The following is a 15,131-nucleotide window of genomic DNA, read 5'->3' on the forward strand; positions in this document are numbered from 1 at the left end:
GGTTCGTCGCCACGACAAGCCGCGGTGATTGGGCCTTTGGATCAGTTGATGATCTCGACGATATCCACATCCACCTCACGGCTCATCAGGTGCTTCTCCACCTCACCGGTCAGCTTGACCTTGGTCTTGTCGTTGAACGGCGTCGCTGGCAAGTCTTCGTCGTCGATCTCGACGGTGATGGTGCCGGTGTTGTCCTTGAACTCGTACTTGTCGTCGTTGTTGATCTTCTTGATCACGTAGCCTTGCAACACCACCGGGGTGTCGTCGGCGGCATCGTTGGCGGCAGCCACCGTGGTCACGGACTGGGCACCGGGGCCGGTGTAGCCGGCGGCCAGGGCCGCGGTGCTGAACAGTGGGGCGAGGATCAGAGGCAGGTAACGGGCTTTCATGGTGATCGGGTCCTGTTTGCGTTTTGATGGCACCAGATTACCGACGATCGCTGAATTGAAACTTAATACAACAAAAAGCCCGGCACTTGGCCGGGCTTCTAGCGTTGCACACCGGTTACTGGTGGTACTGCGCCGACAGCTCGTGCACGGCGTTGATGAATACGCCGGCGTGCTCCGGATCGACTTCCGGGGTGATGCCATGGCCCAGGTTGAACACATGGCCGCTGCCCTTGCCGTAGCTGGCCAGGATGCGCGCCACTTCCTTGCGAATCGCCTCGGGGTTGGCGTACAGCACGGTCGGGTCCATGTTGCCCTGCAACGCGACCTTGTCACCGACGCGGCGGCGGGCGTCGCCGATTTCGCAGGTCCAGTCCAGGCCAAGGGCGTCGGCACCGACATCGGCGATGCTTTCCAGCCACAGACCGCCGTTCTTGGTGAACAGGATCACGGGCACCTTGCGCCCTTCATGCTCGCGGATCAGGCCGCTGACGATCTTGCGCATGTAGGCCAGGGAGAACTCCTGGTAGGCCGCCGCAGACAGGTTGCCACCCCAGGTATCGAAGATTTGCACCGCCTGGGCGCCCGCCTGGATTTGCCCGTTGAGGTAGCTGGTGACCGACTGCGCCAGTTTGTCCAGCAGCAGGTGCAGGGCCTGCGGGTTGTCATAGGCCATGGCCTTGATCTTGCGGAAGTCCTTGGACGAACCTCCTTCGACCATGTAGGTGGCCAGGGTCCATGGGCTGCCGGAGAAGCCGATCAGCGGCACACGGCCGTTGAGTTCGCGGCGGATGGTGCTGACCGCGTCCATCACGTAGCCCAGGTCCTTCTGCGGATCGGGGATCGGCAACGCTTCGATGTCCGCCAGGGTGCTGATGACTTTCTTGAAGCGCGGGCCTTCGCCGGTCTCGAAGTACAGGCCCTGGCCCATGGCGTCGGGGATGGTGAGGATGTCCGAGAACAGGATCGCCGCGTCCAGCGGGTAGCGGTCCAGCGGCTGCAGGGTGACCTCGCAGGCAAACTGCGGGTTCATGCACAGGCTCATGAAGTCACCGGCCTTGGCGCGGCTGGCGCGATACTCCGGGAGGTAGCGGCCGGCCTGGCGCATCATCCATACCGGGGTGACATCTACAGGTTGCTTGAGCAGTGCACGCAGGAAACGATCGTTCTTCAGGGCAGTCATGTCGGCATCCGGAAAAAAAGTGCGGGCATTTTCTCAGACGCGGACGCAAAAGGCACGGCCATGGCCATGCGTTTTGTCTATCAGGTGCCATGGATCAAGCATTTTTGTATACAAAAAGCATCGCGGGGCCAGTCGGATCGCCGCACCGCCGCTCCCACGCAGCCTTATCACTGGCGTGGGAGCGGGATTACCCCGCGATAAGGCTGGATCAGACTTCGAGGTAATCCAGAATGCCTTCGGCTGCGGTACGCCCTTCGAAGATCGCCGTCACCACCAAGTCCGAACCCCGCACCATGTCGCCACCGGCAAACACTTTCGGGTTGCTGGTCTGGTGCTTGAACTTGCCTTTCTCCGGGGCCACCACGCGGCCCTGGCTGTCCATCTGGATACCGAACTGCTCGAACCACGGCGCCGGGCTCGGGCGGAAGCCGAAGGCAATCACCACGGCGTCGGCCGGCAGGATCTCCTCGGAGCCCGGGATTGGCTCGGGGCTGCGGCGACCACGGGCATCCGGCTCGCCGAGACGGGTCTCGACCACCTTCACGCCCTCGACCTTGTCCTCGCCGACGATGGCGATGGGCTGGCGGTTGTAGAGGAACTTCACGCCCTCTTCCTTGGCATTCTTCACCTCTTTGCGCGAACCCGGCATGTTGGCCTCGTCACGGCGATAGGCACAGGTCACCGACTTGGCGCCCTGGCGGATCGAGGTGCGGTTGCAGTCCATCGCGGTGTCGCCTCCGCCAAGCACCACGACCTTCTTGCCCTGCATGTCGACGAAGTCTTCCGGCGACTTTTCAAAGCCCAGGTTGCGGTTGACGTTGGCGATCAGGAAGTCCAGCGCGTCGTGCACACCCGGCAGGTCCTCGCCGGGGAAGCCGCCCTTCATGTAGGTGTAGGTGCCCATGCCCATGAACACCGCGTCGTACTCGGCGAGCAATTGCTCCATGGTGATGTCGCGGCCCACCTCAATGTTCAGGCGGAACTCGATGCCCATGCCGGTGAAGACTTCGCGGCGATTGCTCAGCACGGTCTTTTCCAGCTTGAACTCGGGGATGCCGAAAGTCAGCAGGCCACCGATCTCGGGGTTGCGGTCGAACACCACCGGGGTCACGCCGGCACGTACCAGCACATCGGCGCAGCCCAGGCCGGCAGGGCCGGCGCCGATGATGGCGACACGCTTGCCAGTCGGCTTGACCTTGGACATGTCCGGGCGCCAGCCCATGGCGAAGGCGGTGTCGGTGATGTACTTCTCCACCGAGCCGATGGTTACCGCGCCGAAGCCGTCGTTCAGGGTGCACGCACCCTCGCACAGGCGGTCCTGCGGGCACACGCGGCCACAGACTTCCGGCAGGGTGTTGGTCTGGTGCGACAGCTCGGCTGCCGCCAGGATGTTGCCCTCGGAAACCAGCTTCAACCAGTTGGGAATGAAGTTGTGCACCGGGCACTTCCACTCGCAATACGGGTTACCGCAGCCCAGGCAGCGGTGCGCCTGCTCCACGGACTGCTGCGGCTTGAAAGGTTCGTAGATCTCGACGAACTCCTTCTTGCGCTGGCGCAGCAGCTTTTTCTTGGGGTCTTTACGCCCCACTTCGATGAACTGGAAGTCGTTGCTCAGACGTTCAGCCATTTTTCAAAACCTCTTTACCGCAGTTGCCAGCTACACGCTGCAAGCTGCAAGACGATCACTTAAGCCCGACGAACCCCGCACACGGGGCCCGTCACTTGCAGCTGTTCTTACTGCGGGTTGGCACGGGTGCTGGACAACAGGTGCTTGAGGTTGGCCGCCTTCGGCTTGACCAGCCAGAAGCGCCGCACGTAGTCGTCCAGGTTCTCCGAGAGCTCACGCCCCCACTCGCTGCCGGTCTCTTCCACGTACTCGCCCAGGACCCGCGCCAGGTGGCTGCGGTAGGCTTCCATCGCCTCACCACTGATACGCTGGATTTCCACCAGCTCGTGGTTGAGTTTGTCGAAGAAGCTGTTGTCCATGTCGAGCACGTAGGCGAAGCCGCCAGTCATGCCAGAACCGAAGTTGTAACCGGTCTTGCCCAGGACGCAGACAAACCCGCCGGTCATGTATTCACAGCAGTGATCGCCGGTGCCCTCGACCACAGCGTGGGCGCCGGAGTTACGTACAGCGAAGCGCTCGCCCGCGGTGCCTGCGGCGAACAGCTTGCCGCCGGTGGCGCCATACAGGCAGGTGTTGCCGACGATGGCGCTGTGCTGGGTTTCGAACGGGCTTCCGGCCGGTGGCACGATGGTCACCTTGCCCCCGGTCATGCCCTTGCCGACGTAGTCGTTGGCGTCGCCTTCCAGGTGCAGGTTCAAACCGCCGGCGTTCCACACGCCGAAGCTCTGGCCCGCGGTGCCCTTGAAGCGGAAGGTGATCGGCGCGGCGGCCATGCCCTGGTTGCCGTGCAGCCTGGCGATTTCGCCAGAGATGCGTGCACCGATGGAACGGTCGCAGTTGCAGATGTCCATGGCGAATTCACCACCAGCCATGTCGCGGATCGCCGGCAGGGCCATGGCGACCATCTTCTCGGCCAGTTCGCCCTGGTCGAACGGCGGGTTCTTGTCCACCTGGCAGAACTGCGGCTTGTCAGCCGGGATATGCGAGCTACCCAGCAGCGGCGTCAGGTCGAGGTGGCCCTGGCGCTCGGTGTCGCCCGGCAGCACATCCAGAAGGTCGGTACGGCCGATCAGCTCGCCCAGGCTGCGCACGCCCAGCTTGGCCAGCCACTCGCGGGTCTCTTCGGCGACGAAGGTGAAGAAGTTGATCACCATGTCGACGGTGCCGATGTAGTGGTCCTTGCGCAGCTTGTCGTTCTGGGTGGCCACGCCGGTGGCGCAGTTGTTCAGGTGGCAGATGCGCAGGTACTTGCAGCCCAGGGCGATCATCGGCGCGGTGCCGAAACCGAAGCTCTCGGCGCCGAGGATCGCGGCCTTGATCACGTCCAGGCCGGTTTTCAGGCCGCCATCGGTCTGCACCCGCACCTTGCCGCGCAGGTCGTTGCCGCGCAGGGTCTGGTGGGTTTCAGCCAGGCCCAGTTCCCACGGAGCGCCGGCGTACTTGATCGAGGTCAGCGGCGAAGCGCCGGTGCCGCCGTCGTAGCCGGAAATGGTGATCAGGTCGGCATAGGCCTTGGCCACGCCGGCGGCGATGGTGCCCACGCCGGCTTCGGCAACCAGCTTGACCGAGACCAGGGCCTGCGGGTTGACCTGCTTGAGGTCGTAGATCAGCTGGGCCAGATCTTCGATCGAGTAGATGTCGTGGTGCGGCGGCGGCGAAATCAGGGTCACGCCCGGTACCGCATAGCGCAGCCTTGCGATCAGGCCGTTGACCTTGCCGCCCGGCAACTGGCCGCCCTCGCCGGGTTTGGCGCCCTGGGCGACCTTGATCTGCAGCACTTCGGCATTGACCAGGTATTCCGGGGTCACGCCAAAGCGGCCGGTGGCCACCTGCTTGATCTTCGAGCTTTTGACGGTGCCGTAGCGGGCCGGGTCTTCGCCGCCTTCGCCGGAGTTGGAGCGCGCGCCGAGGCGGTTCATTGCCTCGGCCAGGGCTTCGTGCGCCTCTGGCGACAGCGCGCCCAGGGAGATACCAGCGGAGTCGAACCGCTTGAGGATCGCGTCCAGTGGCTCGATTTCATCCAACGGCAGGGCCTGGTCGGCCACCTTCACTTTCAGCAGGTCGCGGATCATCGACACCGGACGCTGGTCGACCAGCGAGGTGTATTCCTTGAACTTGGCGTAGTCCCCCTGTTGCACGGCGGCCTGCAGGGTGTTGACCACGTCCGGGTTGTAGGCATGGTATTCGCCACCATGGACGAACTTGAGCAAGCCACCTTGCTGGATTGGCTTGCGCGCGCTCCAGGCTTCGGCTGCGAGCAGCTTCTGGTCGCTCTCCAGGTCTTCGAAACGCGCCCCCTTGATACGGCTCGACACACCCTTGAAGCTTAGGCCAACCACCTCCTCGGACAGACCGATGGCTTCGAACAGCTGCGCGCCACGGTACGAGGTGATGGTGGAGATGCCCATCTTCGACAGGATCTTCAGCAGACCCTTGGAGATGCCCTTGCGGTAGTACTTGAACACTTCGTCCAGATCACCCAGCACTTCGCCGGTGCGGATCAGGTCGGCCAGCACTTCGTAGGCCAGGTACGGGTATACAGCCGAGGCACCGAAGCCCAGCAGCACGGCGAAGTGGTGCGGGTCGCGGGCAGTGGCGGTCTCGACCAGAATGTTGCTGTCGCAACGCAGCCCTTGTTCGGTCAGACGGTGGTGTACAGCGCCTACGGCCAGCGAGGCGTGTACCGGCAGCTTGCCCGGGGCAATGTAGCGGTCGCTGAGCACCAGCTGGGTCTTGCCGCCGCGCACCGCTTCTTCGGCCTGGTCGGCGATATTGCGGATGGCCGCTTCAAGGCCGAGGCTTTGCTCATAGTTGAGGTCGATCAGCTGGCGGTCGAAACCTTCGCGCTCCAGGTTCATCAGCGAACGCCACTTGGCAGGCGAGATGACTGGCGAGCTGAGGATCACCCGCGAGGCATGCTCGGGGGACTCCTGGAAGATGTTGCGCTCGGCGCCCAGGCAGATTTCCAGGGACATCACGATCGCTTCGCGCAGCGGGTCGATCGGCGGGTTGGTCACCTGGGCGAACTGCTGGCGGAAGAAATCGTACGGCGAACGCACGCGCTGCGACAGCACGGCCATCGGCGTGTCGTCGCCCATCGAGCCGACCGCTTCCTGGCCCTGCTCGCCGAGCGGGCGCAGCACCTGGTCACGTTCCTCGAAGGTGACCTGGAACATCTTCATGTATTGCTTGAGCTGGTCAGCGTCGTAGCTGGCCACGCCCTGGTCGTCGCTCAGGGTCGCCTGGATGCGCGTGGCGTGCTGGCGCAACCAGCGCTTGTAAGGGTGGCGCGACTTCAGGCGGTTGTCGATGGCGTCGGTGTCGAGGATCTGGCCGGTCTCGGTATCGACAGCCAGGATCTGGCCTGGGCCGACACGGCCCTTGGCCAGGACTTCCTCGGGCTGGTAACCCCATACGCCGATTTCCGAGGCGATGGTGATGTAGCCGTTGGTGGTGGTCACCCAGCGCGCCGGGCGCAGGCCATTGCGGTCGAGCAGGCACACCGCGTGGCGGCCTTCGGTCATGACGATACCGGCCGGACCATCCCACGGTTCCATATGCATGGAGTTGTATTCGTAGAAGGCACGCAGGTCGGCGTCCATGGTCTCGACGTTCTGCCAGGCTGGCGGTACCAGCATGCGCACGCCGCGGAACAGGTCGATGCCGCCAGTGACCATCAGCTCGAGCATGTTGTCCATGCTGGATGAGTCGGAACCGACGCGGTTGACCAGCGGGCCGAGCTCTTCGAGGTCGGGGATCAGGTCGTTGGCGAACTTGGTGCGACGGGCCATGGCCCAGTTGCGGTTGCCGGTGATGGTGTTGATCTCGCCGTTGTGGGCGAGGAAGCGGAAGGGCTGCGCCAGCGGCCACTTCGGCAGGGTGTTGGTGGAGAAGCGCTGGTGGAACACGCAGATTGCGGTCTGCAGGCGCTCGTCACCCAGGTCCGGATAGAACGCCGCGAGATCGCGCGGCATCATCAGGCCTTTGTAGATGATGGTCTTGTGCGAGAAGCTGCAGATGTAGTGGTCGGCGTCGTGGGCGTTGGCCACGGACGAACGGCGACGGGCACTGAACAGCTTGATGGCGAATTCCTGATCGCTCAGGCCTTCGCCGCCGATGAACACCTGCTCGATCTGCGGCAGGCGCTCCAGGGCCAGACGGCCAAGGACGCTGGTGTCGATCGGCACCTTGCGCCAGCCCACCAGCGTGAGGCCGGCATTGACGATCTCGCGATCCATGTTGGCGCGGGCGGCTTCGGCTTTGACCGGGTCCTGGTTGAAGAACACCATGCCGACGGCGTACTGCCTGGGCAGCTCGGCGGCGAAGTGCTCCTGGGCCACGGCGCGCAGGAATTGATCGGGCTTCTGCATGAGCAGACCGCAACCGTCGCCGGTCTTGCCGTCGGCGTTGATGCCGCCGCGGTGGGTCATGCAGGTCAGCGCCTGCATGGCGGTTTGCAGAAGGTGGTGACTCGGCTCGCCCGTCATATGGGCGATCAGGCCGAAACCACAGTTGTCCTTGAATTCTTCGGGATGGTACAGACCTGTTTTCATAGACACTTTCTCACCAGGTTCACCTCTCAACCGGAGGCAAATCTCTTTTTTAACAACCACTTACCATCCACGCCGATCAAATGCCAGCTTTTTTGCGGTGGCCATGGAAAACCATTTTTGCACAGCGACAGCAACGCCCACAAATTTTCATGTCTCACCATTGAAAATTTATGTCGTAATTTTGAATGTTTTTAAGTCGTACGCCGTGATAGCGGCATGACTGGAGTCTGAAGCGTTTCAGCCAGGACTGCAAGAAAGGGCTCGTGGCCGGCAGTCTGGGACAGAAAAGCCTGCCGCGCTCGGGCGCAGCAGGCTAGTTGAAAGCTAGAAAGTCGCTCAGCAACTGGGCGGCGGGGTGATGCCGCCCGGAAGGTATCAGCGGGCCGTGGCCAGCTCTTGTTGGACGCTGCCCACGGTACGTGGCCAAGGTTTACCAGCCTGGACCTTGGCTGGCAAGTTCTTGATTGCCGCAGCGGCGGCATCGCGGCTGGCGAAATTGCCGTAGGTCACCACATACAGCGGCTTGCCCTGCAGGTTTTTCCTGAAGTAGCGATAGTCGCCACCCTGTGCCTTGACGAACGACTGTGCCGACGCCTCGGAACTGGTGCCGAAGATCTGCACCACGTAGTTACCGGGCTTCTGGCCAGCATACCAGCTGCTGTTGCCGGCGCCGCCGGCAGCCGGTTTCTCGGCAGGTTTGGCTGCGGGCTTGGCGCTCGCGACCTGGGTCGGAGCCGGGGCTGGCTTGGCAGGTGCAACCGGCTTTGCCGGCTGGGTTGCTACAGGTTTTGTCGCAGGCGCAACCGGCTGTACCGGAGCGCTGGTCACCGGCTGGGCCGGAGTCGGCGCAGGGCTGGCGGTGGCACCTTGCGGCGGCGCGATGGTGGTCACGGTCGGCGGCACGGCAGCCGATGGCGTGGCTGGCTGCAGTGCAGTGTTGTCGGCCGGCCCGCCGTCTTCACCTTCACCCATGCCAGCGGCCTGGGCCAGCGGTTCGCGCATCACCGGCTGCGACTGACCGACCAGCGGCAACGGCATCGGCTGCGAGGAGCCGGAGAACTCGATGGCGGGCGCGCCGCCGTTGCCACCCTGGCCCAGGGGCAATTGGGCCTGGGCAGCGGGGGGCGCGTCGGCCGGGGCCTTGTCGCCTTTCTTGGGCATCAGGACCGCCGCGCCAACGGCAACCACGACCACTGCGGACAACGCGAGCACGTGTTTCTTAGGCATTTTGAACCCCATGGATGGTCGCTTGACCGTGGTACGGCTGGCGATCATGGCTTCGATCAAGGTATCGCGGGCGACCTGGTTGATGTTCCCAGGCCAGCCGTCGGAGTTTTCGTGGATGTCGACGATCTGCTCGGCGGTGAACACCTCGATGCCCCGGCCAGCACCCTCCAGGCGCTGCTCCAGGTACTCGCGGGTTTCTTCCTCGCTGTACGGGGCCAGTTCGATGACGTGGAATCGCTCGCCATCGGCATTGAGCTCATCCAACCCGGCGATCAGCGAAGGCTCGCCGAACAGGAACACATGCGGGCGTCCTTCAGCTACGCCTGCCGCCAACTCCAGCAACGCTTGGAGTGCCGACTCGTCCAGTTGTTCCGCATCGTCCACCAGCAGATAGACTTCCTGGCCGGTCAGCGCCAGTTGCACCACCTGCGACAGGATCGCCTGCACTTCCGGCTGCGCCACACCCAGCGACTGCGCCACCTGGCCAAGCACGCTGGCCGCGTCGCTGGCACCACGGGCGGATACCACCACGCTTTGCACCGACTGCTTGTTGGTGCTGGCCACCAGTGCCTGGCGCAGCAAGGTCTTGCCGCTGCCCACAGGGCCGGTGACCGCCAGCATCAGCTGGCTGTAGCGCGCCAGATGATGCAGCTGGCCAAGCACTGGCTTGCGCTGGGCGGGAAAGAACTTGAAACCGGGCACCCGGGGGGCGAACGGATCGTGGCTCAGCTGGTAATGATCGAGAAACGCCTCATCGGCATGCAGACTGGTCATTGCGTTGTCACAACCTCAAAGCTGGGCCACGATCGCGCGGTAATCCGCCGCCAGCGTGGCCTGAAGAATCTCTGTCGAATAGTCGTCAGTGACGACGGCCTCGCCCAGCTGGCGCAGCAGCACCAGGCGCAGGCGCCCGTCGAGCACTTTCTTGTCGACCGCCATGTGCTCCATGAAATGCGCCGGGGTCATTTCCTGTGGTGGCACCACCGGCAATCCTGCGTCCTGCAGCAGGCGAATTCCGCGATCACGCGCCGGCTGGTCGATCCAGCCCAGGCGCATGGACATTTCCAGGGCCATGACCGTGCCGGCCGCCACGGCTTCGCCGTGCAGCCAGACGCCATAACCCATGTGTGTTTCGATGGCATGGCCGAATGTGTGGCCAAGGTTGAGCGTGGCACGCACGCCCGATTCGCGCTCATCAGCGCCAACCACGGCAGCCTTGGCCGCGCAGGAGCGACGGATGGCCTCGGTCAGGGCAACGGAGTCCAGGGCACGCAGTGCCTGCATATTGTCTTCGAGCCAGGCAAGGAATGGCTTGTCGCAGATCAGGCCGTACTTGATGACTTCGGCGAGACCGGCGGACAGCTCACGCGCGGGCAAGGTTTTCAGACTGGTAGTATCGATCAGCACCGCGTTGGGCTGGTAGAAGGCGCCCACCATGTTCTTGCCCAGCGGGTGGTTGATGCCGGTCTTGCCGCCCACCGAGGAGTCCACCTGGGACAACAGCGTGGTCGGCACCTGGATAAAATCGACCCCACGCTGGTAGCAGGCTGCGGCAAAGCCGGCCATGTCACCGATCACGCCGCCACCGAGGGCGACCACGGTGGTGCGCCGGTCATGACGCGCGGTCAGCAGGGCATCGAAGATCAGTTGCAGGGTTTCCCAGTTCTTGTGGGCCTCGCCGTCGGGCAACACCACCGGCAGCACCGAGTAGGCACCCAGGGTCTTGCTCAGGCGTTCGAGGTACAGGGGCGCGACGGTCTCGTTGGAGACGATGGCGACCTGCCGGCCGGCAATGTGCGGCGCCAGCAGCTCGGGCTGGTCAAGCAGGCCTTCGCCAATGTAGATCGGGTAGCTACGCTCGCCCAGGTCGACCTTAAGTGTCTGCATGTTTCCCCACAATGTACTTGGGCGCGGTGGCACTGTGGCCCCACGCGGTGACGTTCAACCCCGTCTCGGCGTTGGTCGCCGAGGATAGACCCCGCTCAGCGGGGCGGCAACTTCTGCAGACGCTCGAGAATGTCGAGCACGACCATGCGAGGTGGCCGTTCGTCGGTTTCCACCACCAGGTCGGCAATCTCGCGATAGAGCGGGTCGCGGGTTTCTAGCAGGGCACGCAAGGTGGCTTCCGGGTTGGCTGTGCGCAGCAGCGGTCGGTTGCGGTCACGGGAAGTGCGCCCCACCTGCTGCTCCACCGAGGCATGCAGGTAGATCACCCGGCCACCGGCGTGCAGCGCGGCACGGTTGGCATCGCGCATCACCGCGCCGCCACCGGTCGCCAGGACCACGCCATCAAGCGCGCAGAGTTCGGCAATCATCGCCTGCTCGCGGTCGCGAAAGCCCGGCTCGCCTTCCTTGTCGAAGATCCACGGGATATTGGCGCCGGTTCGCAGCTCGATTTCCTTGTCGGAATCCTTGAACAGCAGGCGCAGCTCTTTGGCCAACAGGCGTCCGATGGTGCTTTTCCCAGCGCCCATGGGCCCTACAAGTATCAAATTTCGCACAGAATCAACGACTCACAGCAATCGCCTGGTCACTCATGATACGCGGAGTCAGGAAGACCAGCAGCTCGGATTTTTTCTCTTGTAATGCATCGCGTCGAAACAGCCGCCCAACATACGGCAGATCGCCGAAAAATGGCACCTTGTCGACCACTTTGTTCTGCGACGTCGAGTACACGCCGCCAATCACAATGGTCTGCCCATCGGTCACCCGGACCTTCGCCGTAACCTCGTTCTTGCGGATCGGCGGTACATTGTTGAGTGCATTGATGAAGTCGGGCTCGTCCTTGGTCACGCGCACATCCATCACTACCTTGCCATCCGGCGTGATCTGCGGCGTTACCTCCAGCGACAGGGAGGCCTCACGGAAAGAAATGGAGGTAGCCCCACTGCGAGTGGTCTCTTGATAGGGTACTTCGGTCCCCTTGAGTATGCGGGCGGTTTCCTTGTCAGCCGTGACCACCTTGGGCTGGGAGATGATCTCGCCATTGCCGCTCTTCTCCATGGCGCTGAGCTCCAGATCCAGCAGAATGTCGCTGCGCAGCAGGCCCACGCCGAGCCCGGAAGTGGCCCGTTCAACCCCAAGGTCGACGAACAGGTCACTACCCAGGCGACTGTCCACCCCATACAACGGGCCGCCCCATCGCACACCCAGGCCCTTCTCGTAATCGACACTGGCTTCTACGATACGCGCCTCGATCATGACCTGGCGTACCGGCACATCCAACTGCGCTACCAACCTTCGCAAATCGGCAAGTCGTTCGCCAGGCTGGGTAACCACCAGCGTGTTGGTCCGTGCATCCACACTGAGGCTGCCGCGCCCAGTCAGGATGCCGTCATCGGCCAAGCTCGCAAGCAACAGTTCCGCCAGCTCGGCGGCTTTTGCATGAAAGACAGGGATCAGCTCTCGTCGCAAAGGCTCCAGCAACACCTCCTCGCCCATGCCCCGGGCCTGCCCGGCCAGCTCAGCAACGGGAGCGATCAACAGCACGTTGCCCTCCTGGCGCCGGCCCAGCCCCTTGCTGCGCAGCACAAGGTCAAGTGCCTGGGCCCAAGGCACGTCTTCCAGGTGCAGGGTTATTCGCCCCTGCACCGAATCGCTGGCGACCAGGTTGACGCCGGCGTGCTCCGCCATGACCTGAAGCACTGAGCGCAGTTCGACATCCTGGAAGTTGAGCGATATCGGCTCACCCTGGAATTGCGCTGCCTGCACTGCCAGGATGTTCGACATCAACCCTAAGCCACTCAACCATCGCCTCGGCCTCATCCCTGACCTCTCCTTACTCACGCTTCTCAAGCACCAGATACCGATAACGCGCCAGCCAGCGCCCGCCGAGGTAGATCCGCTCGCGGACCTCCAGCTGACCAGCATCAACGGCTACCACGACCCCCTCATCCAATCCGAGCCGGTCGCCTTGCCCAACCCGGTACAAGTGCTCCGCCGAACGCAACAATGCCTGCCGGCGCCCTGACTGGTACAGGCTTCCGACCATTTCCAGTCGCGCCAAGGGAATATGCCGCAGCTCTTTACCAGGTGTGGCGGGCAACCAGGCTTGAAATGGATCGAACGTGGTCTTCGACAGAGCGGCCTGCGCAGGTTCATCCGCCAAGGCAGCCGGCACGGGTAGCTCTTCCCCTGGGTGATAGGCATGTATCAGCAACCGGGCGCCAACCACTTCTGAGCCTTCCTCCTGCAAGGCCAGCCTGAGCTGGGGCACATTCAACAACCGCAACTGCTGCAGCCACTGCTCAAGCCACAAGCGCAACGCCGGGTAGCGCCCGTGCACGCTGATCTCCAAAGGCTGCAGACGATATCCTGCTGCCTCCTGCGCTTCGTTTACTTCGATGCGTTCGAATGACAGACCATGCTCATGACCCGACAAAGCCAGCTGGTCGAGCAGTTCACTCATGCCCTCTCCCGCAGCCAATCGCCAGCGCAACGCTTGCAGCCCGGTCATGGCTTGTTCCAGAGCCTGTTGCGCTCTCTCAAGCTCGACAAGTTTTTCCGCCCCATCCGCCAAGACACCCTGTAGCTGCAACTGCCTCTGGACTGCCTCGGCATGGCTATTGAGCGGCTCACGCAAGCGGGCGATATAACCCGCGAAAACCACCAGAAACAGCAGCCCTACTGCCAGCACCCACCGGACCAACCAAGACCGGGCCACCAGGCCCTGCCAATCCTGGAGCCACGGGCGGTTCATGACTCACCCGCCAACAAGCGTGCCGCCAGCAGGAATTCATCGCCCTGGCCATGACGCCGCAAGTGAACAAGCTCCAGGTCCCGCACCATCTTTACCTGCTCCAGGCTGCGCATAAGCCTGGCCACCACTGAAGCAGAGGCAGCCAACCCGGCAAGGCGCAGACGCCCGTCCTCCACACCTACCTCGGTCAAGCGCGCGCCTTCGGGCATTGCCTGCTCCAGTGCGCGAAACAGCCCAGGCAACTGCGCCCGTCCGGCGCTCAGCGCAGACACCGTCGCTTGCTGGGCCAACAACGCATCCCGTGCTTCACGCAACTTATCGATCTGCCGCAGCGAAGCGTCCAACCGCTCAACGGCCGCCTGCTGCGTGGCGATGACCTGCGCCTGCCTGGCCAGACGCGACCGCGCCATTCGATCAAGCAACATCACCCCGCACAGCGCCACCACAAGCGTGCCGACCAAGGTGATCTGGAATCGCCGCACAGCGCTTGCCCTGCGCTGTTCGCGCCAGGGCATCAGGTTCAGTCGCCCTTTCATACCGGGCCTCCCATTGCCAAACCACAGGCAAGAGCCATGGCAGCAGCGGGCACGCTGGTTTCATCGAAACCGCTGACCAGAGGGCCCGGGCGACCGACATGGCATTTCACGCCCAGACGCTCCGACAAGTCTGCCGCTCGAGCTTCATCGGCGGCGGCCCCGAACAAAACAACCTGCTCAAACGCGCCCTGGATATCCGGCTGCCAGAGCCCATCGACAGCCTCGGCCCAGCGCTCCAGAGAAGGCAAGGCAATGCGCTGCCGATGCGGCACGCGGCCTCCCTGCCAACGGTGCAGGATCACCTCGTCCGGCTCCAACTGCAGCAGCGCCATGTCGCCTGCCTGCGGCTCAGGCACCAGCGCCCGCCGCAACGCGAAACTGTCCACCTCCACGGCCACCAACTGCAAGCCGGCTTGCGCGAACACGCGCTCCAGTGGGTCGAGCTGACTTTGCCTACAGGCCACCACCAACACCTCGACCTGCCCGACATCCTCCACGCATGGGTCATGCACCTGGAAATCCAGGGCAAGGTCCTCCACAGGAAAGGGAAACAGCTGCTCGGCCTGCGCGAGCAAGGCAGCTTCGACGGCATGGCCGGGCAACCCGGCAGGCAGGCGGCAAACCTTGCAGATGACCTGCGATGCAGGCAACGCCAGGGCGGCCCGGCACTGCGAAGTTCGACACCGGGCATGGGCCTGCCGCAAACCCGCGACCAGGCGCTCCATCTGATCAAACTCCAATGAGCTACCTGACGCAGCCCCAAGGCGCTCGTGCGCCCAGCCCACCACCCGACAACCGCCACGCTGGCGGCGCAGGTGCAGCATTCGTATCGCGTCGGAGGTAATTTCCACCCCCAGCAGTGAACCGGTGTCCCTGCCAAAGCGTCCAAGCATGGCTGTTCCTTCCTGGTCATTGGCTGC

11 protein-coding genes are annotated in these 15,131 nt (G+C 63.5%); all 11 read right to left on the reverse strand.

Features of this window, described 5'->3' with window-relative positions:
• Positions 1-41: 41 nt before the first annotated feature.
• Positions 42-389: a YgiW/YdeI family stress tolerance OB fold protein gene (locus LU688_RS25580; RefSeq protein ID WP_038706964.1), complete on the reverse strand. Its 348-nt coding sequence runs from the start codon at positions 387-389 to the stop codon at positions 42-44.
• Between the two features lie 115 nt (positions 390-504).
• Entirely contained in the window at positions 505-1,569 is a 1,065-nt protein-coding gene (gene hemE, locus LU688_RS25585; protein WP_023631238.1) for a uroporphyrinogen decarboxylase, read from the reverse strand.
• Between the two features lie 208 nt (positions 1,570-1,777).
• Positions 1,778-3,196: an FAD-dependent oxidoreductase gene (locus tag LU688_RS25590; protein ID WP_094011032.1), complete on the reverse strand. Its 1,419-nt coding sequence runs from the start codon at positions 3,194-3,196 to the stop codon at positions 1,778-1,780.
• Positions 3,197-3,303: 107 nt separating this feature from the next.
• Positions 3,304-7,749 carry a glutamate synthase large subunit gene (gene gltB / locus LU688_RS25595; RefSeq protein ID WP_104444782.1) on the reverse strand — a complete coding sequence of 1,482 codons (4,446 nt, stop codon included), beginning with the start codon at positions 7,747-7,749 and terminating at the stop codon, positions 3,304-3,306.
• Positions 7,750-8,124: 375 nt separating this feature from the next.
• Positions 8,125-9,750, reverse strand: a complete 1,626-nt coding sequence (locus LU688_RS25600; RefSeq protein ID WP_104444781.1) for an AAA family ATPase — start codon at positions 9,748-9,750, stop codon at positions 8,125-8,127.
• Positions 9,751-9,765: 15 nt separating this feature from the next.
• Positions 9,766-10,863, reverse strand: coding sequence for a 3-dehydroquinate synthase (aroB, locus tag LU688_RS25605; RefSeq protein WP_023631794.1), 1,098 nt, complete (start codon positions 10,861-10,863; stop codon positions 9,766-9,768).
• A gap of 95 nt (positions 10,864-10,958) precedes the next feature.
• On the reverse strand, positions 10,959-11,477 hold the full coding sequence (gene aroK, locus LU688_RS25610; protein ID WP_038706967.1) for a shikimate kinase AroK: 519 nt from the start codon (positions 11,475-11,477) through the stop codon (positions 10,959-10,961).
• Between the two features lie 4 nt (positions 11,478-11,481).
• On the reverse strand, positions 11,482-12,705 hold the full coding sequence (locus tag LU688_RS25615) for a type IV pilus secretin PilQ (protein ID WP_023629542.1): 1,224 nt from the start codon (positions 12,703-12,705) through the stop codon (positions 11,482-11,484).
• Positions 12,706-12,754: 49 nt separating this feature from the next.
• Positions 12,755-13,675, reverse strand: a complete 921-nt coding sequence (locus tag LU688_RS25620) for a pilus assembly protein PilP (protein WP_104444780.1) — start codon at positions 13,673-13,675, stop codon at positions 12,755-12,757.
• Positions 13,672-14,190: a PilN domain-containing protein gene (locus tag LU688_RS25625; protein WP_160291120.1), complete on the reverse strand. Its 519-nt coding sequence runs from the start codon at positions 14,188-14,190 to the stop codon at positions 13,672-13,674. Before LU688_RS25625 ends, LU688_RS25620 begins: the two co-directional genes overlap by 4 nt.
• 17 nt (positions 14,191-14,207) lie before the next feature.
• A complete protein-coding gene (gene pilM, locus LU688_RS25630; protein WP_104444779.1) occupies positions 14,208-15,104 on the reverse strand; it encodes a type IV pilus biogenesis protein PilM in 897 nt (298 codons plus the stop codon).
• Positions 15,105-15,131: the final 27 nt, after the last annotated feature.

The organism is Pseudomonas soli, from assembly GCF_021283165.2.
GTDB classification, from domain to species: domain Bacteria; phylum Pseudomonadota; class Gammaproteobacteria; order Pseudomonadales; family Pseudomonadaceae; genus Aquipseudomonas; species Aquipseudomonas soli.

Bases quoted from the DNA above. Each gene is read 5' to 3' on its own strand.
- aroB (WP_023631794.1), bottom strand. From the start codon at position 10,863: ATGCAGACACTTAAGGTCGACCTGGGCGAGCGTAGCTACCCGATCTAC.
- gltB (WP_104444782.1), bottom strand. From the start codon at position 7,749: ATGAAAACAGGTCTGTACCATCCCGAAGAATTCAAGGACAACTGTGGT.
- LU688_RS25580 (WP_038706964.1), bottom strand. From the start codon at position 389: ATGAAAGCCCGTTACCTGCCTCTGATCCTCGCCCCACTGTTCAGCACC.
- LU688_RS25600 (WP_104444781.1), bottom strand. From the start codon at position 9,750: ATGACCAGTCTGCATGCCGATGAGGCGTTTCTCGATCATTACCAGCTG.
- LU688_RS25590 (WP_094011032.1), bottom strand. From the start codon at position 3,196: ATGGCTGAACGTCTGAGCAACGACTTCCAGTTCATCGAAGTGGGGCGT.
- LU688_RS25625 (WP_160291120.1), bottom strand. From the start codon at position 14,190: ATGCCCTGGCGCGAACAGCGCAGGGCAAGCGCTGTGCGGCGATTCCAG.
- LU688_RS25620 (WP_104444780.1), bottom strand. From the start codon at position 13,675: ATGAACCGCCCGTGGCTCCAGGATTGGCAGGGCCTGGTGGCCCGGTCT.
- pilM (WP_104444779.1), bottom strand. From the start codon at position 15,104: ATGCTTGGACGCTTTGGCAGGGACACCGGTTCACTGCTGGGGGTGGAA.
- LU688_RS25615 (WP_023629542.1), bottom strand. From the start codon at position 12,705: ATGTCGAACATCCTGGCAGTGCAGGCAGCGCAATTCCAGGGTGAGCCG.
- hemE (WP_023631238.1), bottom strand. From the start codon at position 1,569: ATGACTGCCCTGAAGAACGATCGTTTCCTGCGTGCACTGCTCAAGCAA.